At 72.9% G+C, this 22901-nt stretch carries 20 protein-coding genes and 1 pseudogene; 14 read left to right on the top strand and 7 right to left on the bottom strand.

What is annotated here, in order from left to right:
* Positions 1 to 178: 178 nt before the first annotated feature.
* The 5 genes from E4U92_RS29420 (at position 179) to E4U92_RS29400 (ending at position 5626) form a co-directional block, all read left to right on the top strand.
* Positions 179 to 1099 carry a serine hydrolase gene (locus E4U92_RS29420; protein ID WP_137303476.1) on the top strand — a complete coding sequence of 307 codons (921 nt, stop codon included), beginning with the start codon at positions 179 to 181 and terminating at the stop codon, positions 1097 to 1099.
* Between the two features lie 248 nt (positions 1100 to 1347).
* A complete protein-coding gene (locus E4U92_RS29415) occupies positions 1348 to 2337 on the top strand; it encodes an ornithine cyclodeaminase family protein (RefSeq protein WP_137303475.1) in 990 nt (329 codons plus the stop codon).
* A 414-nt stretch (positions 2338 to 2751) separates the two neighbouring features.
* Positions 2752 to 3264: a hypothetical protein gene (locus E4U92_RS29410; protein ID WP_137303474.1), complete on the top strand. Its 513-nt coding sequence runs from the start codon at positions 2752 to 2754 to the stop codon at positions 3262 to 3264.
* Positions 3265 to 3357: 93 nt separating this feature from the next.
* Positions 3358 to 4446 carry a helix-turn-helix transcriptional regulator gene (locus E4U92_RS29405; RefSeq protein WP_137303473.1) on the top strand — a complete coding sequence of 363 codons (1089 nt, stop codon included), beginning with the start codon at positions 3358 to 3360 and terminating at the stop codon, positions 4444 to 4446.
* A gap of 133 nt (positions 4447 to 4579) precedes the next feature.
* Positions 4580 to 5626 (top strand): chitinase, encoded by a 1047-nt coding sequence (locus E4U92_RS29400; protein WP_137303472.1) that lies wholly within the window; start codon positions 4580 to 4582, stop codon positions 5624 to 5626.
* A 91-nt stretch (positions 5627 to 5717) separates the two neighbouring features.
* On the opposite strand, the gene E4U92_RS29395 is transcribed toward E4U92_RS29400, so the two are convergent.
* Positions 5718 to 6326 (bottom strand): TetR/AcrR family transcriptional regulator, encoded by a 609-nt coding sequence (locus E4U92_RS29395; protein ID WP_137303471.1) that lies wholly within the window; start codon positions 6324 to 6326, stop codon positions 5718 to 5720.
* Positions 6327 to 6411: 85 nt separating this feature from the next.
* On the opposite strand from E4U92_RS29395, the gene E4U92_RS29390 reads away from it, so the two are divergent.
* The 3 genes and pseudogenes from E4U92_RS29390 (at position 6412) to E4U92_RS29380 (ending at position 10069) form a co-directional block, all read left to right on the top strand.
* The gene (locus E4U92_RS29390; RefSeq protein ID WP_137303470.1) at positions 6412 to 7179 is read left to right on the top strand and encodes an SDR family oxidoreductase; all 768 of its coding nucleotides are present in this window, start codon (positions 6412 to 6414) and stop codon (positions 7177 to 7179) included.
* A 128-nt stretch (positions 7180 to 7307) separates the two neighbouring features.
* Positions 7308 to 8155, top strand: a pseudogene (gene aac(3), locus E4U92_RS29385) (aminoglycoside 3-N-acetyltransferase).
* 213 nt (positions 8156 to 8368) lie between these two features.
* On the top strand, positions 8369 to 10069 hold the full coding sequence (locus E4U92_RS29380; RefSeq protein ID WP_229863390.1) for a xylosidase: 1701 nt from the start codon (positions 8369 to 8371) through the stop codon (positions 10067 to 10069).
* A gap of 289 nt (positions 10070 to 10358) precedes the next feature.
* On the opposite strand, the gene E4U92_RS29370 is transcribed toward E4U92_RS29380, so the two are convergent.
* From E4U92_RS29370 to E4U92_RS29355, 4 genes are all read right to left on the bottom strand, one after another.
* Entirely contained in the window at positions 10359 to 10721 is a 363-nt protein-coding gene (locus E4U92_RS29370; protein ID WP_137303468.1) for a hypothetical protein, read from the bottom strand.
* A 308-nt stretch (positions 10722 to 11029) separates the two neighbouring features.
* The gene (locus tag E4U92_RS29365; RefSeq protein ID WP_137303467.1) at positions 11030 to 12292 is read right to left on the bottom strand and encodes an MFS transporter; all 1263 of its coding nucleotides are present in this window, start codon (positions 12290 to 12292) and stop codon (positions 11030 to 11032) included.
* Between the two features lie 251 nt (positions 12293 to 12543).
* Entirely contained in the window at positions 12544 to 13542 is a 999-nt protein-coding gene (locus E4U92_RS29360; RefSeq protein WP_137303466.1) for a LysR family transcriptional regulator, read from the bottom strand.
* Positions 13543 to 13789: 247 nt separating this feature from the next.
* On the bottom strand, positions 13790 to 14287 hold the full coding sequence (locus E4U92_RS29355; protein WP_137303465.1) for a GNAT family N-acetyltransferase: 498 nt from the start codon (positions 14285 to 14287) through the stop codon (positions 13790 to 13792).
* A 203-nt stretch (positions 14288 to 14490) separates the two neighbouring features.
* Here E4U92_RS29355 and E4U92_RS29350 point away from each other — a divergent pair, with 203 nt between their 5' ends.
* Complete coding sequence (locus E4U92_RS29350) at positions 14491 to 15645, top strand: S1 family peptidase (protein ID WP_137303464.1); 1155 nt, start codon at positions 14491 to 14493, stop codon at positions 15643 to 15645.
* A gap of 81 nt (positions 15646 to 15726) precedes the next feature.
* Here E4U92_RS29350 and E4U92_RS29345 read toward each other — a convergent pair whose 3' ends face one another.
* Positions 15727 to 16257, bottom strand: coding sequence for a hypothetical protein (locus E4U92_RS29345; RefSeq protein WP_137303463.1), 531 nt, complete (start codon positions 16255 to 16257; stop codon positions 15727 to 15729).
* Between the two features lie 176 nt (positions 16258 to 16433).
* On the opposite strand from E4U92_RS29345, the gene E4U92_RS29340 reads away from it, so the two are divergent.
* On the top strand, positions 16434 to 17966 hold the full coding sequence (locus E4U92_RS29340; protein ID WP_137303462.1) for an alpha/beta hydrolase domain-containing protein: 1533 nt from the start codon (positions 16434 to 16436) through the stop codon (positions 17964 to 17966).
* Between the two features lie 66 nt (positions 17967 to 18032).
* Here E4U92_RS29340 and E4U92_RS29335 read toward each other — a convergent pair whose 3' ends face one another.
* Complete coding sequence (locus E4U92_RS29335) at positions 18033 to 19373, bottom strand: helix-turn-helix domain-containing protein (RefSeq protein WP_137303461.1); 1341 nt, start codon at positions 19371 to 19373, stop codon at positions 18033 to 18035.
* A 267-nt stretch (positions 19374 to 19640) separates the two neighbouring features.
* Here E4U92_RS29335 and E4U92_RS29330 point away from each other — a divergent pair, with 267 nt between their 5' ends.
* The 4 genes from E4U92_RS29330 (at position 19641) to E4U92_RS29315 (ending at position 22897) form a co-directional block, all read left to right on the top strand.
* Positions 19641 to 20015, top strand: coding sequence for a hypothetical protein (locus E4U92_RS29330; RefSeq protein ID WP_137303460.1), 375 nt, complete (start codon positions 19641 to 19643; stop codon positions 20013 to 20015).
* 33 nt (positions 20016 to 20048) lie between these two features.
* A complete protein-coding gene (locus tag E4U92_RS29325; protein ID WP_137303459.1) occupies positions 20049 to 20573 on the top strand; it encodes a hypothetical protein in 525 nt (174 codons plus the stop codon).
* Positions 20574 to 20834: 261 nt separating this feature from the next.
* Complete coding sequence (locus E4U92_RS29320) at positions 20835 to 21875, top strand: tetratricopeptide repeat protein (RefSeq protein WP_137303458.1); 1041 nt, start codon at positions 20835 to 20837, stop codon at positions 21873 to 21875.
* The gene (locus E4U92_RS29315; RefSeq protein ID WP_373311722.1) at positions 21872 to 22897 is read left to right on the top strand and encodes a polyprenyl synthetase family protein; all 1026 of its coding nucleotides are present in this window, start codon (positions 21872 to 21874) and stop codon (positions 22895 to 22897) included. The genes E4U92_RS29320 and E4U92_RS29315 overlap by 4 nt, the downstream gene beginning before the upstream one ends.
* The last annotated feature ends 4 nt before the right edge of the window (positions 22898 to 22901 follow it).

Below are 22901 nucleotides of genomic sequence, written 5' to 3'. Positions count from 1 at the left end.
GTTTCTCGAACGTTTCTCTTCCTTTGCGGGGAGAGTCTTTAACGTGCCTTTGCGCGACGCGCGTAGACGCCGCGTCAGAAGGGGGCGCCGGACGACCCCGGCCGATCGGCTGGACTGCCGTTCTGCGAACATGCGTACCCACAGGACGCCCGTCCGACGTCACAGGGGGAGCTCTTTCATGACCGACCGGATATCCCGCGGAAGCGCGGCCATCACGACCACCCTGGGTGCGGCGCTGCTCGTCGGCGCCACCGCCCTCCCGGCCGCGGCGGCACCGACGACCGCCGTCGTGTGCACATCCGCCACAGCCGGCCTCGCCGAGAAGCTGACGAAGGACATCACCGCGGCCCTCGCGAACCGCGAAGGCACCGTCGCCCTCGGCGTGTACGACCGCTCCACCGGCACCACCTGCACCCTGAACGGCACCACCGCCTTCGACTCGGCGAGCACCGTGAAGGTCACGGTGCTCGCCACGCTGCTGTGGGACGCGAAGAAGACCAACCGGTACCTGACCGACACCGAGGCCGACCTCGCCAAGGCGATGATCACCGAGTCGGACAACGACGCGACCAGCACGCTGTGGAAGCAGTTGGGCGTGGCGAAGATCCAGGGCTTCCTGACGGCGGCCGGCATGACGAAGACCGTGCCGGGCGCGGACGGTTACTGGGGTCTGACCCAGGAGAACGTCGAGGACGAGCAGAAGCTGCTCAAGCTGATCACCGCGAAGAACACCGTGCTGAGCGACAACTCCCGTGCCTACATCCTGAAGTTGATGGGCCAGGTCATCGCCGACCAGCGCTGGGGCACTCCGGCGGGGGCGCCGTCGTCCGTCGCCGTGCACGTGAAGAACGGCTGGCTGCAGCGCTCCACGCACGGCTGGCGGGTGCACAGCCTGGGCACCTTCGACGGTGCCGGCCACGACTACGTGATCAGCGTGCTGACGCAGGACAACAGCACCATGGACTACGGGGTCGCCACGATCCAGAACGTGGCCAAGGCGGTCCACAAGGCCCTGGTGCCGACCACGCCGGGCGTCACCCGCTACACGCCGACCGGCTCCCCGCGCGAGGCGTTCGTCGCCGTCCCGCCGCGCGGCTGACGCGGCACGCGACGGCCACACCGGCCCGGTGGCGGCCACCCACCGACCGCTCCCGGGCCCTGCCTCCGCTCCCGGACCTGGTTCCAGGCCCGCCCGGACTCCGGCCCGGTTCGCTGATGGACGCAGGCACGTACGGATGAACGCGCTGGGGCAGGGCGGCGTGTCGTGGCCGGGTCGACAGGGGCGCCGGTCGAGGCTGTGGCCGTGCGATGACTCGGCGGACGACCGGCAACAGGAGGGTGAGGCGCGTGCTCGTTCTGGATCGCCCGCAGGTCGAGGCCCTGCTCGACTGGGACTCGCTGATCGACGCCCTCGCCCCGGCGATGGCGGACCTCAGCGCGGGGCGCGCCTCCGTGCCGGACCGCGTCGCCGCCCTGGTGCCCGAACGCGACGGGTTCCTGGCGGCCATGCCGGGTTTCCTGCCGTCGTCCGGGGCGCTCATGACCAAGCTGGTGTCACTCTTCCCGCACAACGACGGGGCACGACTGCCCACGCACCAGGCGCTGATCGTGGCCTTCGACCCGGACACCGGAACGCCCGCCGCACTGCTGGACGGTACGGCCGTCACCGCGGCGCGGACCGGCGCCTGCTCCGCGCTGTCGGCCCGACTGCTGGCCCGCGAGGACGCGACGGTGCTGGCGGTGCTGGGCACCGGCGTGCAGGCGCGGTCCCACGCCCGCGCGATCTGCCGGGTCCGTCCGATCCGGCAGATCCGCGTCGCCGGCCGCGACGCGGCGAAGGCCGTGGTCCTGGCCGAAGAGCTCTCGGCCGGCTTCGACGGTGAAGTCCGCGCCGTGTCGGGCTACGCCGAGGCACTCGACGGCGCGGACATCGCCGCCGCGACGACGCACGCCGTCGAGCCCGTGATCCGCCGTTCCTGGCTGACCCCCGGTGTGCACATCACCTCCGTCGGGTTCAACCCGGCCGGCCGCGAGATCGACGACGCCACGGTCACCGAGGCACTGGTCTGCGTCGAATCGCGTCAGGCCGTGCTCGCCCCGTTCCCCGCGGGCAGCAACGACCTCCTCGTGCCGATCCGCGAGGGTCTCATCACAGCCGATCACGTGCACGCCGAGCTGGGCGAACTGATCGCGGGCAGCAGACCGGGACGCACCTCACCGGACCAGATCACCCTCTACAAGTCGGTCGGCGTGGCAGCGCAGGACGCCGCGGCCACGGCCTTGGTCGTCGCCCGTGCCCGCGAGCAGTCGATCGGTGCGGAGATCACGCTGGAGTGACGCCAGCGCCGGCCACCACCGACCCCGTCTCGGACACGGGTCAGCCGGGCGCGTTCCCTCGCTGCCACGTCAATGCGCCGACCGTCCGATTCGCCCGCCAGGGTGAGGCTGTCGCGGGCGTCTGCCGGGACTTCCGGTCATTGTCGTGGCCGGTGGCCCGGGTCCCCTGCTGTCTCCCCTGACGCAAGGGCCTCTCGCATCGAACCCGCCTCATCGGCGGCGCCGTGTCATTCCCTCCGCGTCCGGCGATGAAACCGGGTCGAAGCACGTTGACCGACCTCCGGAGGCGGTCGCTGTTCACCGCCACCGTGCCGAGGTTTGCTGAGACACGCCGTCGCCCGACGGGCGCGCGGCCGGCGCGTCCCGTCGCTCGCGTGGCGCGCAGAACTGTCAGCAAAGATGGGGGGACTCCTCATGTCCATCCGGAAGACTCTCGCCCTCGTGTCGGTCCCGGTGGTGCTGGGCGGCGGCCTGTCCCTGCTCGCACCGGCGGGCGGCGCGTCGGCCACGCCGCAGAACACCTCCGCGCAGTCCGCGGCCGGTCAGCACCTCCGGCCCGCCGCCGGCTTGGAGTGCGGCCGGAACTGGCCGCACCACCAGTACCGCAAGGGCGGTGTGTCCGGGGCCTACACGGGCTTCCACCTGTGCTGGGACAACCGGCGCAACGCGCGGATCGACTATTCCTCGTCCTACGTCAAGGACACGCGGACGGACCGCCACAAGGCGTACGTGTACGTGCGGTACCAGAAACTCATCGACGGCCGCTGGAAGCGGGAGTGGACGGGCCCGCTGGCCGGGGCCGGACCGCGCAACGGCAGCAAGAAGAAGTTCCAGTGGGGAAACTCCTCGGTACAGGGCGTGGCGGTGGCCGTCTGTGCCGGGACCAAGGCACCGTGGCAGCGCGGCAGCCACTGCAAGCTGGTCTGACGAGCCGATCCCCCGAGGTCGCGGCAACCGGAGCCATGACTCCCACCTGCTGGAACAGCGCCCGGTGACGACACCCGGCGCTAGCCTGGGGACATGAAGCGCAACGGGGGAGACGTACGCGCGGATCGTGTCACCGACGCGGCGTTACGGGCGGCGCGGTCCGCGCGCACCGTGGAGGAGTTCTTCGAGAAGGTCAAACGGGTCACGCGTCCGGCGCTGCGGTTCGACATCTGCGCCGGTGTGACCGTGGACCCGCAGACCCTGATGAACACCGGCGGCGACTACCGCGACGCACTGCCGCCGAGCATGATGCCGCGCATGCTCGACATCGAGTACCGGGAGGGCGACGCCAACGACCTGTCCGACCTGGCGACCAGGACGACGCCCGTGGGCCTGCTGAGCCGCGAGACGGGCGGCTGCCTCGAACGCAGCCCGCGCTACCGGGACATCATGCGTCCACTGGGGTTCCGGGACGAACTGCGGGTGCTGCTGCGTGACCGGCACGGAGCGTGGGGTGCGCTGATCATGGGGCGCGCGCAGGACGCACCCCCCTTCGCTCCGTCGGACCTGGCCGTGGCGGCCTCGCTCGCTCAGCCGCTCGGCTCCGTCCTGCGCCGGCTGCACCTGACCCGGCTCGCCGAGGCCGGCGCGTCGGCGGCGGCACCGGGTCTGGTGCTGCTGGACGAGGAGTACCGGGTGGTGCACCGCACCCCCACCGTGGACATGTGGTTCGACGACCTGGGCCGACCGGCCGACGCCGCAGCCCCGTTCGCGGACGAGCGGCTGCCTCCGGCCGTCTACGCCGTGGCGGCAGCGGTCCAGGCGTCGGACGCGCCGGGGACCCACACCTCCTGGATGCACAGCCGGACACACGGCCGCGTGCGGTTGAACGCCTGGTGCCTCGGCCGCTCCGACACGACGGGGGCCCGCACCGCCGTCGTCGTGGAACAGGCGGGCTCCGGTGAGCACTTCGGGCTGATCGCCGCGGCCTACGGGCTGACCCCACGCGAGAGGGACGTTACCGGTCTGGTCCTGCGCGGGCACTCCACCGCGGACATCGCGCGCCGCGCCGGGCTGTCCCCGCACACCGTCCAGGACCACCTCAAGTCGGTGTTCGACAAGACCGGACTGCACAGCCGGCGCGAGCTGGTGGCGGGTGTCTTCGCCCGCCACTATCTGTGACGTACACACCCTGCGACGCTGTGCCGCCCGGTCGGCCGCTGGTGCACCTGGTCCAGACCTCTTGACGAAAGGTCTGGACCAGAGCAGTGTCATGCCTACGACACCTCACCGAACCCCCCACCGGGAGGCCCGTATGCTCCGCCGTGCCCTGTCCCTGCTCGCGGCCGCGCTGGCGACCGCGGCGCTCACGCAGTTCGCGCAAGCCCCCGCCGCCTCCGCCGCCGACACCTGCGCGGCGCGGCCCAAGCCGACCGGCAAGGTCCTCCAGGGCTACTGGGAGAACTGGGACGGCGCGGCCAACGGGGTGCACCCGCCCTTCGGTTGGACCCCGATCACCGACTCCCGTATCGCCGCGCACGGCTACAACGTGATCAACGCGGCCTTCCCGGTGATCCGTTCCGACGGCACCGCGCTGTGGGAGGACGGCATGGACGCGGGCGTGAAGGTGGCGACGCCGCAGGAGATGTGCGCGGCCAAGGCGTCGGGTCAGACGATCCTGCTGTCCATCGGCGGCGCCGCGGCCGGCATCGACCTCAACTCGACCGCGGTGGCGGACCGTTTCGTCGCGACGATCGTGCCGATCCTGCAGAAGTACAACTTCGACGGCATCGACATCGACATCGAGACCGGCCTGACCAACAGCGGGAACATCAACCAACTGTCCACGTCCCAGGCCAACCTGATCCGAATCATCGACGGGGTGCTGGCACGGATGCCGGCCGGCTTCGGCCTGACGATGGCCCCCGAGACCGCGTACGTCACGGGCGGCAGCATCACCTACGGGTCGATCTGGGGCGCCTACCTGCCGATCATCAAGAAGTACGCCGACAACGGCCGGCTGTGGTGGCTGAACATGCAGTACTACAACGGCAGCATGTACGGCTGCGCGGGTGACTCCTACCAGGCAGGCACCGTGGAGGGCTTCACCGCCCAGACCGACTGCCTCGCCAAGGGCCTGGTGGTCCAGGGCACGACGATCCGGGTGCCGTACGACAAGCAGGTCCCGGGCCTGCCCGCACAGCCCGGCGCGGGCGGCGGCTACATGGCACCGTCCCTCGTCTCCCAGGCGTGGAGGCACTACGGCGGCGCCCTCAAGGGCCTGATGACCTGGTCCGTGAACTGGGACGGCTCGAAGAACTGGACCTTCGGTGACACCGTGAAGGCCCTGCAGGGCCGCTGACCGGCCCCGGGCGCACGAACCGACCATGCCGGTCACCCACACGGAGGGCCGGGCCGGACGGCCCGGCCCGGCGACCGGCGGACCACCCGAGTCAGGCGGGCGGCTCCGGCCAGGCGCTCATCGCGAGCCGGGCCACGCGCCGCAGCTCCTGCGTGCTCGCACCGTCCCGCGCCTGCTGCGACATGCCCTGCACGACCGCGCCGAAGTACACCGCGAGGGCCCGGGTGTCGGCCTCCTCGGAGAGCGCGCCCCGGGCCCTGGCGTCCTCGAGCCGGGCCTCGAAGGACCGCAGGTTGGCCGTCCGGCGGGCGCGCAGGTCCTGCTCGACGTCGGCGGTCTGCGGGGAGCAGTTGGTCGCCGCGGAAATGACCAGGCAGCCCGCCGGGTGCCCGGGGTCGGTGTACGCCACCGCGGCCTCTTCCAGCATCCTCGCGAAGCCCGCCCGCGGGTCCCTCTCCTGGGCGAGGGCGTCGTCCATGAAGGCGCCGAAGGTGGTGCCGTAGCGCTCGACCACCTCGGTGAACAGGGCGCGCTTGTCGCCGAAGGCCGCGTACAGGCTCGGCGGGGAGATGCCCATGGCGGCGGTCAGATCGGAGACGGACGTGCCCTCGTAGCCGTGCTGCCAGAACAGGAGCGTCGCCCGCACGAGGGCCGCCTCGCGGTCGAAGCTGCGCGGCCTGCCCCGCTTGCTCGTCGTCATGCCTTGATTTTACAGCGATCGCTAAAGAATGCTTGTACAGTATTAACGTAGTGATCGCTACAGAACTCAGGCATGGAGGTGCACCATGGGTACGCTCGCGGGCAGGACGGCACTCGTGACGGGCGGCAGTCGCGGCATCGGACGCGCCGTCGCCGAACGGCTCGCCGCCGACGGAGCACTCGTGGCCGTCCACTACGGCCGCGACACCGCAGCCGCCGACGACGTGGTGGCCGCCGTCCGTGCCAGGGGAGGCCGCGCGTTCACCGTCCACGCCGAACTGGGCCGGCCCGGCGACGTGCAAACCCTCTGGGACGGCTACGACCGCCAGATCCTGCGCCACGCCGAGGTGGCGGGCCTGGACATCCTGGTCAACAACGCCGGCATCACCCCGCGCGGCGAGATCGAGGAGACGTCCCCCGAAGCGTTCGACGAGGCCGTCGCCATCAACATGCGCGCCCCGTTCTTCCTGACCCAGCAGGCCCTCGAGCGCCTGCGCGACGGCGGCCGGATCATCAACATCTCCTCCGGCGCCACCCGCATCGCGCTCACCGACATCATCGCCTACGCCATGACCAAGGGAGCCCTCGACGCCTTCACCCTCACCCTGGCCAAGGCGCTCGGCGGCCGCGGCATCACGGTCAACTCCGTGGCCCCCGGCATCATCGACACCGACATGAACGCCTCCTGGCTGCGCGGCAACGAGGCCGCCGAGCGCTCCGCGGCCCAGCTCTCGGCACTCGGCCGGGTGGGCCGGCCCGAGGACGTCGCCGACGTCGTCGCCTTCCTCGCCTCCGGCGACGCCCGATGGGTCACCGGCCAGGTCCTCGACGCCACCGGCGGCTCCCGGCTCTGACCCACCGGCCCGGCCCGGGCCGGTTCCGGAACCCCGCGCGGATGTCGACGGCGACACCCGGCCTGCGGCCCGGCGGCCCGCCGAAAGCAGTTGCCCCGGGTGCGTGGCGCGGGGAAGGGTTCGTGACCATGGACGAAACGGTCTTGCTCAAGCGCTCCGGCGGTCCGTCACCCGCAGCCGGATCAGCCGTGACCTGGCGGCCCTCGGCCTCGGGGACGGCGACGTCGTCATGTTCCACACCCGCATGTCCGCCATCGGCTACGTGGCAGGCGGACCGCAGACCGTCATCGACGCCCTCCGCGACGTCGTAGGGGCGCGGGGGACCCTCATGGTGACCTGCGGCTGGAACGACGCTCCCCCCTACGACTTCGTCACCTGGCCACCGGACTGGCAGCACGCCCTGCGCGCAGAGCATCCCGCGTACGACCCGGCCCTCAGCGAGGCCGATCACCACAACGGCCGTCTCCCCGAAGCGCTGCGCCGCCGGCCCGGGGCCGTCCGCAGCCGGCATCCGGACGCCAGCTTCGCGGCCCTGGGGGCGGCAGCGGACGAGCTGATGGCCGGCCACCCCTGGGACGATCCCCACGGCCCCGGCAGTCCCCTCGCCCGGCTGACCGCCCGCAGAGGCCGGGTCCTGCTGCTCGGCGCGCCGTTGGACACCATGACGCTGCTGCACCACGCCGAGGCGCTCGCCGAGGCCCCCGGGAAACGGTTCGTGGAGTACGAACAGCCAGTCCTGGTGCGGGGACAACGGGTCTGGCGCCGCTTCCACGACATCGACTCGGAGGACGGGGCCTTCGACTACTCGGCCGTGGTGCCCGCCGGGACGGATCCGTTCGAAGCGATCGCCCGGGACATGCTCGCCGTGGGGATCGGCCGGGGGGGCAGCGTGGGCGCTGCCGAGAGCCATCTGTTCGAGGCCGCGGAGGTCATCGACTTCGCCACCGCCTGGATCGAAGACAAGCTGGGCAGGTAGCACGCCGCCGACCGCAGGTCGCCACCCTTGGACTATCCGGATTTCGCGGCCGCAGGTGTTGTTCTTTCAGTGTGCCATCGATATTTTGCAGCCTGTAGGCCGCGCAAGCGCACGCTGCTCCCTTCCGCGTCCGTCCGTCGCGGCCGGAGACACCCCCACTTCCCCCCACCCGCGCGCCCACCTCACCGGGTGAGGCGTGCATTCGGAGCACACATGGCCAAGACACACGGCAGGACAAGCTGGACCCGGCGCCGGGTCCTCGGCACGGCCGCCGCAGGCACCGCGGCAGCCGCGGCAGGGTCGCTTCGCGTCGCCGAGGCCGCCACCGCGTCGAGCCGTTCGGCCGCCACGCCGTCCGCGTCCCCCGCGGGAGACGTGGTCGGCAAGATAACCGTCGGCTACCAGGGCTGGTTCGCAGCCAAGGGAGACGGCGCCCCCATCGACGGCTGGTGGCACTGGTCCCACGACTGGAGCAAGCCGCCGTCCCCGGCGAACACCGGCATCAAGTGCTGGCCGGACATGAGCGAGTACACGCGCACCTACCGCACCGGCTACGCCGACCTGGGCAACGGACAGCCCGCCACGCTCTTCTCGTCCTACGACCAGCAGACGGTCGACACGCACTTCTCGTGGATGTCCCAGTACGGCGTGGACACCGCGGCTCTGCAGCGGTTCGACCCGACCGGGGGCGAGGGCCCGACGCGCGACGCGATGGCGTCGAAGGTGCGCAGCGCCGCCGAGGCACACGACGTCAAGTTCTACGTCATGTACGACGTCACCGGCTGGACGGCCATGCAGTCCGAGATCAAGACTGACTGGACCGCGAAGATGAAGGCCCACACCGCCAGCCCGGCCTACGCCCGCCAGAACGGCAAGCCCGTGGTGGCGATCTGGGGCTTCGGCTTCAACGACGACGCCCACCCGTTCTCCGCCGCCGCCTGCGGCGACGTCATCGCCTGGTTCAAGTCCCAGGGCTGCTACGTCATCGGCGGCATCCCCAAGGAGTGGCGCACCGGAGGCCAGGGCACCCGGGACGGCTTCCTCGACACCTACCGTGCGTTCGACATGATCTCCCCGTGGATGGTCGGAGCCATCGGCAGCGCCGCCGACTCCGACCACTACTACCAGTACGTGAACCTGGGCGATCAGGCGGAGTGCGACGCCCACGGCATCGACTACCAGCCCTGCGTGCTACCGGGCGACGTCTCCGTCCCCGGTCAGCGGGCCCACGGCGACTTCATGTGGCGGCAGTTCTACAACATGGTCCGGGTCGGCGCGCAGGGCCTCTACATCTCGATGTTCGACGAGTTCAACGAGGGCAACCAGATCGCCAAGACCGCGGCCACCAAGGCAGCCGTCCCCGTTGACTCGGGGTTCCTCGCGCTGGACGAGGACGGCACGGCCTGCTCGTCCGACTACTACCTGCGGCTCACCGCCGACGGCGGCCGCATGCTCAAGCGCAGCATCGCCCTGACCGCGACCCGCCCCACTGAGCCCGTGCCGGGCGGCACGACGCCGACCCCCACCGGCAAGGTCGTCGCCTTCAGGGCGAACGTCAACAACGCCTACGTCACCGCCGAGAGCGCCGGTGCTTCGCCCCTGATCGCCAACCGGGCGGCCATCGGCCCCTGGGAACAGTTCGACATGACCAGCGCGGACGGTGGATCGATCACCCTGCGCTCGCACGCCAACGGCCGCTACGTCACCGCGGGTTCGGCCCCGTTGATCGCCGACAGCAGCACACCGGGCCGCGCCCAGGCGTTCCAGCTCGTCCGCAACTCCGACGGAACAGTGAGCCTGCTCGCCCTGGCGAACGGGCAGTACGTCACGGCCGAGAACGCGGGCGCTTCCGCCCTGATCGCCAACCGCACCGCGATCGGCCCGTGGGAGAAGTTCACTCTCGTCACCGACTGAACACCGGCGTGCCGACGCTGCCCGGGGCGATGATCCGGTACGGAGGTCGACCAGCGGGTCTGTTCGTTGCCGTCGACCGCTTGTGAGGCGGGGAAGGCGCTGTTCTCCGTGGACGAGGCCGTCACCGGCCGGCCCTGCGAGAGCAGGGTCCCGGCGGCTCGAGCGGGGGGCGGCGAGGCCGGGTGGACGGCCACAGCGGCGAACAGTTCACAAGTCGAACGGTGCCGGGCCGACCGCCCCGCCCCGGAGCCGGGAACGTCCCGACCGGAGCGGGGCGCGCGGTCCTGCCTCACGGCCCGGTCCGGACCTCGTACGGTTCGCACAGGGCGAGGTGGTCGACGTGGCCGTGCCGGCCGAAGTAGCCCTCGCCCACGGTGCTCTGGGTCCGCGGGGCCAGCGCGTAGCACAGGCCGGCCGCGCCGTCCTGGTAGACGACCTGGACCTGGTGGGTGGTGCCGCAGTCGTTGGACGCGGTGACGTAGCGCCAGCTCTCGTACACGGCGACGCACGAGGGCGCCGGCGGTGCCGTGAGCGGGGGCGCGGCGGAGACCGGGGCCGCGCACAGGAGCGGGAGGCCGCACAGGGCGGCGGTGGAGGCGGCGGTCGCGATGGCGCGGGTGCCGCGCGTCCAGCGGTGCGTCCGGGTGAACATGGATGACCTCGCAGTCGGTACGTCGGGTGACTTCGGAACGCTGGGGTCACGCGTTCGGGAAATGAACCTCGCAGCCGCGCCCTACCCGTCGCAAAAGCGCCAGCTTGTTCGGGACAGAGCAGTCCTTGCAGCTTGGAACGGCTCCCAACTGGGCCGTTGGCCCGCGGGTCAGCCCCGACGCCGAGGTCATCGTTCAACCATTGCAGACATCTCAGGGCCGCCGTCTGACATGAGACCAGGTGGCGGCTCTGCGACGGCGTTGAAGTCGTTCATCTTCTGCAAGCCGACCCGGCCTCGGAATGTCGCGGTCACGTGCCCTCGCGGGGCATGACCACCGCGGACAGCGCGGCGGGCGCCGCTCCGACGAGGAGCATGACCACGGACCAGGACGTGGCCGCGAGGATCCCGGGGACGACGAGCGGCGTGAGGAAGGCGCCGGCGAACACCATGGTGTTCTCCAGTCCGAGGGCGGTCCCGGAGCGCTCCTTGCCCGCCATGATCGCGATCTCGGCGTAGTGCACGCCGTGCCAGCCGCAGGCGAGCACACCGGCCACCACCATCAGCGCGGCCGCGGCCCACGCGGGTCCGGACCCGCACAGCGCGAGTCCGGCGAAGCAGGCGGCGATGACCCAGCTGTAGACGATGACGATGCCACGGCGGTGCTTGCCGCCCCTGCTGTCCGTCCAACGCCCGCTCCACACACGGGAGACCGCGCCCAGCGCCTGCACGGCGAACAGCAGGCCGGAGACGGCGGTGAGACCGACGCCGTGCACCCGGTGCAGGTAGATCGCGGCGAACGACAGGACGGTGAACTGGGGGAAGTCCAGCAGGAAGGCGCTCAGGGAGATCCGCCAGATCTTCCAGCGGCGCAGTGGGTCGACGCCGGCGCTGCGGTGCCCGGCGGGCGGCAGCGGCGGCTCGTCCAGCCAGCAGACGACGGCGGCCGTGGCGGCGAGGGCGAACGCGGCCAGGAAGCCGAACACGCCCCGGAAGCCGACACTCAGGGCCAGGGCGGGCAGCGCAAGCGCGCCGATGGCGCCACCGAGGGGGACGGCCGCGACGCGCAGGCTGATGGCGAAGCCGTGGTCGCCGGGCGGGAACCAGCCCAGGACCGCCCGTCCGGAAGCGCTGTTCACGCAGCCGCCGAGCGCGCCGGCGAGCAACAGGACGGCGGACAGCAGCCAGGGCGGCGGGGTGTACCCGCCCGTGGGCACGAGGAACGCGGTGGCGGCGGCGAGGCTCACGGTGGTGCCCCCCAGGCCGGTGACGAGCACCGCCCGTTCGCCGTACCGGTCGGTCAGGACGCCCCAGACGATCTCCGTGACCGCCGCTCCGCACGTCAAGGCGGCCAGGACGAGGCCGAGTCGGCCGGTGGAGTAGTGGTAGTCGGACTGGAGGACCGCGCCGGCCATGGGAATCCCCTGGAACGCCGCGCCGAAAGCCGCCTGCGCGAGGATGCCGATGCCGAGGATGCCCCACTTGTAGTGCGGGGAGTGGGTCTTGCCCGACCTGCCGACGGGGAGCGGGACCGCCGTACGGGCGACCGGTGCCGCCGTGATCTGCTGGGCCATGGTCTCGGGCGCTTTCTGCTCAGAGGTGCGGAGGGGCCCAGGTGCGGGAGTCCGAGGAGACCGTCGGGAGCAGGATGCTGATGGCTCCGGACCGGACGGGACGCACGAGGAGGACCTCCTGTCGAGGGCCGCGGTCTGGCGCGGCACCTCGACGATCTCTGCTTCCGGGGCTCGGGCCCAGACCGGTTCGGCAGTCGTGAACCCCGGTTCGCAGATGCCGTACTGACCCGCTCCACGGGCCGGTCGGCGGGCTAGGTTCGGACTGCGTCACCGTCTGTCGATGCCACGACTCCGACGGGGAAGCGACGCAGCCGTCGGCCTTCCTTCGACCCGGCGGACGGCGAGGGCCGCGGGACGGTGGGCGGGTGGGGCTGCGGCGGGCGCAGCCGTCGTAGGTGCGGGATCACGTGCGGGGGCGTGACCTCGGCGTTCCAGATCAGCTCGGTCACCACCGGCGACAGCGCGGGGAGCGGCAGCTCCACCAGTCGTCCTGACCGCAGGTGCGGTCCGACCGCGACGGCCGGGACCACGCCCACGCCCATGCCGGCCAGCACGGAGGACGTGACCCCGTCCACGCTGCCCACCTGCTGGACCTGGACGCGTCCGAGGCGGGGGAGTGCCTGCCGTTCGGCGATGTCGCGGTAGACGCAGCCCGGCGCGGTGACCAGGAGGCGCCGGGGGCGGGCCACCTGTTCGGGCGCGCCGACCAGGGCGACCCGGTCGGTCCACAGGTGCCGGCGGTCGTCCTCCCCGGCCGACCGGTCGTCCGGGGCCACGGCCGACGGGCGTGCGGCGGGCACGGTCGCCGAGTTGACGAGGGCGGCGGACAGCTCGCCGCGGCCGACCTGCTCCCGCAGCTCGGGCACCGAGCCGACGACCACCTGCGCGTCCAGGTGGGGCATGAGCCGGTGCAAGGTCCGCAGGAAGCCCGGCAGCCGGTAGGTGCACAACGACGCCGTCGCGCCGAGGCTCAGGCGTCCGCCGCCGTCCTCCGCGGCGGCCGCCACCGCTGCCTGGGCCTGCGCCAGTTTGTCGAGGATGTCGGTGGCGTACTCGAGGAACCGGGTCCCCGCCCCGGTCAGCCGGTTCACGGACCCTCCCCGCTCCACCAGCGAAGCGCCCAGGTCCCGTTCGAGCCCCTGCAGGTGGCCGGTGACGGTCGAGCGCGCACAGCCGAGCCGGTCCGCGGCCTCGGCGAGTGTGGTGCTCCGGGCCACGGCCACGAACGTTTCCAGTCGCCGGACGTCCACGGTGCGGTCTCCTTCCGGTCGGTTTCCGGGGCGTCGCGCCGCCCCGACCGCCTTGAACGAGGATCTTGAGTCACGGTTGGATCAGACTACATTCATGCACTCCGGTCCAGAAAGCGTGAGACGGTCGGCCGCCCGGTCACGCGAGTGCGCCGATGGAGTACGAGAGCGCCGTTGCTCCTGGGTGGCGTCACCGCCCGGGTCTGACGAGCCTCACCGCGCGGGGAGTCGCCCTGCGCGGCATCGGGCGTCAGGGGGACGCCAGGTCGCGTTCGTACCAGGTGCCGTTCCTGCCGCCGAGTGCCTCCGGGCCGGCCGGGCCCACGGCGGTGAAACCGGCCTTGGCCAGCACCCTCCGGGACGCGGGGTTCGTGTGGGCGGTGGCCGCACGCAGCCTGCGCAGCCCGTGCCGCGACGCCGCCAGCCGGCACAACTCCCGTACGGCAGCGGTCGCCACCCCACGGCCGGCGACGTGTCGGGCGACCCGGTAGCCGACGTCGGCGCCGCCGTCCTCGAGGTCGTACAGGTTGAACCGGCCCACGACCGAGCCGTCCTCGTCGAAGAGCAGGTAGAACGCGCAGACGCCGGCCTCCTGTTCGGCCAGCAGGGCGCGGAACCGCTCGGCGAACGTGTCGAACCAGGCGTCCCCGCGGTCGGACACCGAAGCGGCGAAGTAGGCGCGGTTCGCGCGTTCGAACGCAAGCACCGCCGGGGCGTGACCGGCGTCCAGCGGCATCAGCTCGGGCATGTCCCGACTCTACGGCGCGCGGGCCCTGCCGGCATGGCCTGAACGCGTCCTGCGGTACGCCAGGATCGGAGTCAACCGGCGCTAGGTATGGACCAGTTGACCGGGTCGGCGTAACCTCCGGCCTGGAGTTGAGAGCGCTCTCACCGTCAGCGCGCCGACCCTTCGCGGTCGACGCGCCCCCCACGAACGGAAGGAAGCACTCCATGCGTCCCCTACGACCGCGCGCCGTCGCCGCCGTACTGATCGCCCTCGGAGCCGGCGCCGCCGTCCTCTCCCCGACCGCCCAGGCCGCCCCGGACCCGTCCGCCGGCACCCGGGCCGCCGCCGAACCGTCCCCGGGCCTGCTGCGGGCCATGCAGCGCGACCTGCACCTCACCAAGGGCGAGGCCGAGCAGCGCCTCCTCGCCGAACGGCGGGCCACCGCGCTGGACCAGCGCGTCCGGAGCCTGGCCGGCAGCTCCTACGCGGGCAGTTGGTTCGACGCGTCGACGGGCCGGCTCACCGTCGCCTCGACCGATCCGTCCCGCACCGGCAGGCTGCGGGCAGCGGGTGCCGACGTCCGCCGGGCGACCTACTCCTCGGCCCAGTTGGACGCCACCAAGAAGCACCTCGACGCCGCCCGCGCTCCCCGGGGCGTCGCCGCCTGGCGCGTCGACCCCCGGGCCAACCGCGTGGTGGTCGACGTCGTCGCGGACCGCAGAGCGGACAACGATGTCAGGGCGTTCGTCGCCAAGGCCCTCAGGGCCGGCCCCGTGCAGGTCCGCGAAGTGAACGCCGCCCCGCGCACGTTCGCGGCCGGGACGGTCGGCGGCGACCCGTACTACACCGGCAACGTGCGCTGCTCCATCGGCTTCTCGGTACAGGGCGGCTTCGTCTCGGCCGGCCACTGCGGGCAGCCCGGCGCGGGGGTGAGCGGCTGGGACCACACCTACATCGGCACCTTCCAGGGCTCCTCGTTCCCGGACAACGACTACTCCTGGGTGAGCGTGGGCAGCGGCTGGTGGACCGTCCCCGTGGTCCTCGGCTGGGGCACCGTGCCCGACCAGTTGGTGCGCGGGTCGAACGTGGCCCCCGTCGGGGCGTCCGTCTGCCGCTCCGGCTCCACGACCCACTGGCACTGCGGGACGGTGCTCGCGCAGAACGAGACGGTCAACTACAGCCAGGGCGCCGTCCACCAGCTCACCAAGACCAACGTGTGCGCCGAACCGGGTGACTCGGGAGGCTCGTTCATCTCCGGCGACCAGGCGCAGGGCGTCACCTCCGGCGGCTGGGGCAACTGCAGCAGCGGCGGCGAGACCTGGTTCCAGCCGATCAACGAGATCCTGAACCGGTACGGGCTGCGCCTGCACACGGCGTGACAGCGGCGGGGCCGGCGCGCACGGGGACGCGTCGGCCCCCGTCCCGTCAGCAGCCGGGTGAGGAGGCGGCCACGCGTTCCCTCACCGGGTGGACGACCCGCGGGGGAGGGGCCCGACGTCGCTGTGCCGGCCGGGGCGTGCGGCGGCGTGGCGCTGTCCCGGGCCGAGGCCGTCACGGGCGGCCAGGGCGTCGGCGACGGCGCCGGTGGCGAAGGCGTAGACGGCCTTGTGCAGGAGGTCCACGACCAGCTCCTTGCGGGGCCACGTGGACGGCGGGGCGCCGACACCGGTCGCGTTCTCCAGGATCTGGTCGTTGGTGAGGCGGACGACGGCGAACTTCGCGGAGGCGACCGGTCCGCGCAGCCCGGCCTGGGCCATGACCGACCGGACCACGCCGAGCAGGGCCGCCTGGCCGAAGTGCATCGCCCAGTTGACCGGCAACGGTTGCCTGCCAGGGCGTTCGGGCAGGCCGGCCAGCCGTTCCAGGACCCTCCCCGGGACATGGGAGTCGGGCCGGCCGGTGAGGGCCTGCTCGGCCTTCTCGCCGAGGGTCATCACGACACCTCCGGCGGCACCCGCCACCAGCCCCTGCCACAGCGCACGCGTGAACATGCCCGCCGGGTACCCACGCCGGCCGCCCTCACCCGGGCGTGCCGAGGGCGGACGGACGGGGCCGGAGCCGAGGGTCGCCCCGTGACACCGGTGGATTTGCCGATGCCAAGGCCGGCGCCGTGCGGTGACACTGCGGTCGCAAGCCCGGAGACCCCCTTCCCTCACGGAGGCACCTCGTGCGCATCCCTGCCCGCTCCGCCCGGCGGTCCGTCACCGCCACCGCGCTGGGGGCGCTGTTGTGCGGCGCCCTGCTCCACGTTCCGCAGGCCACCCCGGCCGCGGCCGCCACCGCCGCGGCCGCCGGCCCCACGATCACCGTCCCACCCGCCGGCAGCCACGGCTTCCCGTTCCTCGCCGCGGCGGAGGACCTCGGCTCGTACGGCTACACCGAGAGCGAGTACTTCCTCTCCGGCACCGCCACGTCGTACGCCAAGTCGGGACTGTGGACGTCGGACGGACGGTGGAACGTCCGCGCGTCCGGCACCGCCGCGTACAAGAGCCGCCTGCTGGTGCGTCGCCCCACCGACCCCGCGAAGTTCAACGGCACCGTGGTCGTGGAATGGCTCAACGTCAGCGGCCAGATCGACCTCTCCCCGGACTACTGGTTCGAGCGCGACGAGCTGCTGCGGCAGGGCTACGCCTGGGTCGGCGTCTCGGCCCAGGCCGTCGGCGTCAACGGCGGCCTCGGCGAGATCAAGGGCCTGAAGGGCTGGGACCCGGCGCGGTACGGCAGCCTCGTCCACCCCGGCGACGCCTTCGCCTACGACATCTTCTCCCAGGCGGGCCAGGCGCTGCGCGCCCCGAACGGACCCGACCCGCTGGGCGGGCTCCCCGTGCGCACCCTGCTCGCCGACGGCGAGTCCCAGTCGGCCGGCTTCATGACCACGTACGTCAACGCCGTCCAGCCGGTGTCCAAGGTGTACGACGGCTTCATGGTGCACAGCAACAGCGCCGTCGCCGCCCCGATCACCGGCTCCCTGGCCGACACCCTGCTCATGCCGAACCCGTCCCGGATCAGGACCGACCTGTCGGTGCCGACGTTCGTCGTGCTCACCGAGACCGACGTGCCGGGCGCCTCGGTCGCCCGGCAGCCGGACACCGCGAGCGTCGTGCACTGGGAGCTGGCCGGCACCGCCCACGGCGACCAGTGGGCCTACGACCTCGGCCAGCCGACCGTGGAGAAGTCGGCGGGCTCGGCCGCGCCCTCGGCCGACTGCGCCGCCGGTTCGGCCCCCTTCAACGACGGACCCGGCCACTGGGCGATGAACGCCGCGCTGCGCCACCTGGCCGGCTGGGCGCGGGGCGGGCCGCGGCCGCCGAGCGGTCAGCCGCTGAGCACCGTGCTGCGCGACCCGGCCACCGGCCTGGCCACCGGCGGGGTGCGCCTGCCGGACGTCACCGTGCCCACCCGTACGCTGACCGGCCTGCGCGACACCACCGACAGCGGCGTCTTCTGCGGCCTGTACGGCGCCCGCGACCCCTGGAACGGCGACGCCGACGCCTGGGACCGCCACGACGACGGCGACCCGTCCGACCCGTCGTTCCCGCCCACCGCGGAACCGGTGCTCAGCCGCCTGTACCCGACCCACGCCGACTACGTGGGCAAGGTGCGCACGGCCGCGCAGCGCTCCGTCGAAGCCGGCTACCTGCTGCCGGAGGACGCGACGGCGATCGTCGCGGCCGCGCAGGACTCGGGCATCGGCGGCTGACACGGGCCGTCCCCGGCCCTGACCCCGTGGTGCGGGGCCGGGGACGGGGGCGGTGGACGCGTGCGCTCAGGGCTGCGGGTGATCGGGGACCCAGGCGCGCTCGCCCGCGTCGTTCCTCCCGTACCAGTAGTGCGGCCGGCCGGTGATGCCGGTGGTCCGGAACGGGCGGCCGTGGTCGTCGATGCGGACCGTGCCGGTGCGGCCCTGACAGGACCAGTCCAGTTCGAGGTACCAGCGGGTGTCGTGGGCCCGGGTCGTCGCGTCGACCAGCAGCACCTCGGGGTCCTCGGCGGAGACGCGGTACGGGAAGCGGACCGCGGGAAGGCGCCTGCCGACGTCCGCGCCGTCCTGGGGGCGGGCGACGGGACGGTCGATGTCCAGGTCCACCGCGAACCGGCGCGGCGCGAGGTCTCCGCCGCAGCCCTGGCCCATGCCGTACGCGTTGCCGGCGGCCGGGGCGTCGCGGCCCGCGATGCGGACGTGGAGCGCTTCGAGGACCACGGCCGTGTCCGACCGGCCCTGCACCGTGATCCGCACCAGGGTGTGCCGCCCGTGCACCGCGTGCTGCGTCGCCGCCCACAGGCCAGCGTCCTGCTCCACCGGAGGCGGGGGCACCTCGGAGGGCGGCTTGTCGATGACGTAGTCGTGGTCGCAGCCCTTGTCCCAGACCAGGGGGTCCGTGGCCCAGGCGAGGGGCGGGACGGTGGCGGGCTCCGCCGCGGTGGTGGGACGGCCGCGGGTGCCGGTGGGGGCGATCGACCCGGTCGTCGCGGACGTTGCGGGGGCCTTCGACGAGGACGTCATCGAGCGGTGGGGCACGCCGGGGGCGGCGGTCGTGCGCGAGCCGGCGGACAGGGGCGGGCTCGTCCCGGGGGAGTGGCCGTCCGACAGGGCGGCGCTGCCCAGCACGGTCGCGAGGAGCCCGCAGGCGACGGCGGTGGACACCAGGACGCCTCGGCCGCGGTACCAGGGACGGGCGGTGACGGAGGAGGCGGAGTCGGTGGCGGCCGGCTCCCTGCCCGGGGCCGTGTCCGGGTTCGTGTCCGTCCCCGTCCCCGTCTCCGTTCCCGTGTCCGTGGCCGGACCGTCCGCCTCCGGACTTGCCTCCCGGTGCGCGTCCGCGTCCGCCCCTGACTCGGGCGGACCGCCGGGAACCGTCCCCTGCCGGGCGGCCACAGCCGACAGCCACAGCCGGTGCAGTGCGAGCCGTTCGTCCGGCGCGGCCCGGCAGAAGGCCGCGAGCCGCTCGACGGGCGCGAAGTCGCGCGGTACGGCCTCGCCGGTGCAATACCGGTGCAGCGTCGAGGTGTTCATGCCGACCCGCCGGGCCAGCGAGCCGTAACTGCGGTCCGTACGGTCCTTCAGCGCGCGCAACAGCGCGGCGAACTCCTCGACCTCGTCCCGCATCGACACCGTTCCTCCGTCGCGGCCCGCGATCCCGCATCCCAGGCACCCATGTCCCTGCACGTCAGACGGGCTGGGATGGTTCCACCGTCCCGGAGGGGGCGGAGATCGTTGCGCGGGACGTGGGCGGCCGCCGATGCTCCTGGTGTCGCACCGACCGGGGTCCGAGACCAACCGGTGGCGACTTCAAGGCCCTTGGGCGGGCGCCGCGCTGGCCGCCGCTGCCCGCGCGGCCCCCACCGACGACGCACCCGTTTCCCTGGAGGTTCGATGGAGTCCGTCCGCAAGGTCGCAGCCCTCGCGAGCGTGGGCCTGGCCGTGGCGGCCCTGTCCGCGACCGCCGCGCCCACCGCCCACGCGGAGCCGGCCACCCACGGCTGCCCGTACCCCTACGTCTGCTTCTACGTGGACGAGCACGCCTACGAGGCGGGCACGCCGGTCACGAAGTACCGCGACGTCACGAGCGGTTACCAGACGGTCCGGTCCCGCCCGCACTACCACGTGGTGAACACCCGCGACGACGACGTGGCGTACCTGCGGCTGCAGGACGGGACCTCGATCTGTCTGCCGCCCGACAACGAGACCGTCTTCTCGAGCGCGTACAGCGTCACCGGGATCCGGATCTCGACCAGTTCGACCTGCTGAATCCCGCTGACCGCACAGAGAAGGAACACGCACATGAACAGCAAGCCCTCCGCTGCGCGCCGTCCCGGCCGCCGCGCCGCCGTCGCCACCGCCCTGGCCCTCGCCGTCGGGCTCGGTGTGTCGGCCCAGGTGTCGGCGCAGGCGTCCGTCGCCGCCCCGGTCAGGACGGCCAGTGCCGCACCCCGGCCGGTGACCGGCACGCAGGGCCAGGCGGTGACCCGGGTCGCCGACTTCTACGGCGCGTACATCGACGCCAGGGGCGACTACACCGACCCGGACGCCACGCTCGCCACGGCCCTGCGCGCGCACTACCTGACGCCCGAGTTCGCCGCACGCCTCGCGGCCTGGGAGAACGCCAACGGCGCCGACGGCGTCCTGCGCGCCCAGAACGTCCCGACGCGGTGGACCGTGAGCGACAACGGCGCCGTGGGCAACGGTCACGAGGTCGTGGTCACCCTGACGTTCGGCAGCGGGGGGACGGTCCGGACGACCAAGCTCTTCGTGCTGCTGGAGCGGTACGACCGCGTCATCGACATCGAGACGACGAGCAGCCGCTGACGCAGGACGTCGGGCGGTGGGCTCCTCGCTCGTGAAGAAGAGCCCACCGCCCGGCCGGTGTGCGCGCTCGTCGTCCCCGCGCCTTTCGTCGGCCGGCCGAGGCAACCCCGGACGGTGATCCTCCGTCTTGTCGGACGACGAACGGGCCGCAGCCCTCTCTCCCCTCCCTCGGCAGAAGGGCTGACGGCCGCCGGACTATACGCTTGGTGTATACGCGACGTGTATACCAGGGGGTCCGGGCCACCGAACGGAAAGGCTTCGATGTACGGCAAGGCATTCGCCCCGGAGTACCAGGGCGCCCTCACCACCCTGTCCGTCAACGCACCGCTGGCGGACGTGCTCGCGGCAGGCACCGAGCAGATGCAGGAGGCCGTGCGGGCCGGACGGACCGCCGAGGCGGCGCGCACGGGCCTGGCGGTGGCCGAGGCGCACCGGCGCCTCGGCCAGGTGCGCGAGGCCGAGCGGGCCTGGAAGGCGAGTTACCGCACGGCCCGGGAGGCCGGGGACCTTGCGGGGATGGCCTGGGCGCTCTGGAGCGGCGGCACCCTGGCCCGCCAGCGGGGTGCGTTCCCGCTGGCCCGCCGGCTGCTGGCACTCGCCGCAGAACTCGGCGAGCAGGCGGGGGACGTCGTCGTCCGCGGGTACTCGCTGGCGGGTCTCGCGGAGACCGGCCGCATCCAGGGGGACTACGAGGCCGTGGGCCGGCTGCACGAGCAACTCCTCGACGAGGCCCGCAAGCGCGGGGAGGCCCGCCACACCGTCTGGGCGCTGGAGGGCATCGCCCAGATGCGGCGCAACACCGGCCAGTACGACAGCGCCCACGCCCTGTTCGCCGAGGCGGCCGAGATATCCGCCCGGGCCGACGACCGGCGGGGGCACGCCTGGGCCCTGCGCGGCCTCGCGGACGTCGTGTCCGTGCGCGACGGCGACACCGAGCGGGCCCTGTCCCTGCTGTCGCAGGCCGAGACCATGTGCAGGGAGATGAAGCTGAAGAGCGCCCTCGCCTACAACCTCAAGATGCGGGGCAACGTCCTCTACCGCGCCGGGCGTTACGCCGAGGCCCGTGACCTGTACCAGGACGCGCTGGCGGAGTTCCGCGAGATGACCGAGCCGCGCGGTGAGACGCTGGCCCGGCTCGGGCTGGCCAAGGCACTGGCCCGGCTGGGCCGTGACCGCGCCGCGACGGCGGCCGAACTGGCCGAACTCGCCCGGCTGACCGAGCGGATCGGACTGCGGCACGCCCGGGAGATGGTCGCCCGGGCCCAGGCGGAGTTCGTCCCGGACGAGGAGGTCTCCGCGTGACGGTGACCGACGTACCGGCGGTACCGGCCCGGATCGTCGACCGGTGCGCGCGGTTGACCCGGCCGGCGTTGCGGGAGGCCGTCGGCCGACTGCACCCCTGGGTCGGTGAGATGGCCGCCTACTCCTTCGGCTGGTGCGACGTGGGCGGCGCGCCGGTCACCGCCCCCGGTGGCAAGGGCTTACGGCAGGCGCTGGCCGTGCTGGGTGCGGAGATCGCCGGAGCGCCCCCGGAGACAGGGGTGCCCGCCGCCGTGGCGGTGGAACTGGTGCACACCTTCTCGCTCCTGCACGACGACATCATGGACGGCGACCCGGTGCGCCGGAGCCGTCCCGCCGTCTGGCGGGCGTACGGGACCGGCCCCGCCGTCCTCGCCGGCGACGCCCTCTTCGCGCTCGCCGTCGACACCCTCGCCACGTCCGCCGGCGGGGTCGAGGGCGTACGGCTGCTGTCGGCGGCGCTGGGCGACCTGGTACGCGGACAGGCCGACGACCTGCTGTTCGCGGGGCGCCCGTGGACCGGGCCACACCGCGTGCGGAGCACGGAGTACCGGCACATGGCCGAGGGCAAGACCGGTGCGCTGCTGGGCTGTTCGCTGGCCCTGGGAGCGCTGCTCGCCGGCGCGTCCCCGGCCGTGGTGGCCGGCCTCGACCGCGCCGGCCGGCAGGCGGGGGTCGCCTTCCAGATCGCGGACGACGTGCTGGGCACGTGGGGCGATCCCGCCGTGACCGGCAAGCCCGTCCACGGGGACCTGCGGGAGCGGAAGAAAACCCTGCCGGTGGTGTCCGCCCTGGACAGCGGCCACCCCGCCGCCCGTCGTCTCGCCGCGCTGCTCGAAGCGGACGGGGACGTGGCCTCGGCGGCGGAGCTGGCCGAGGAAGCGGGGGGACGCGAGGCGGCGCTCGCGGCGGCGCGGCGGTGCAGGGCCGCGGCGCTGTCGGAGCTCGACCGGATCAGGACTCCCGCCCGGCCGGCGCGCGACCTGCGGGCGTTGCTGGACGGCGTGGTGGTGCGCAGCCAGTGACCAG

It is taken from the genome of Streptomyces galbus (genome assembly GCF_005280195.1).
Classification (GTDB): Bacteria; Actinomycetota; Actinomycetes; order Streptomycetales; family Streptomycetaceae; genus Streptomyces; species Streptomyces galbus.
The sequence above is the reverse complement of the archived record's forward strand: the minus strand, read 5'-3'. Positions and strand labels throughout refer to the sequence as shown.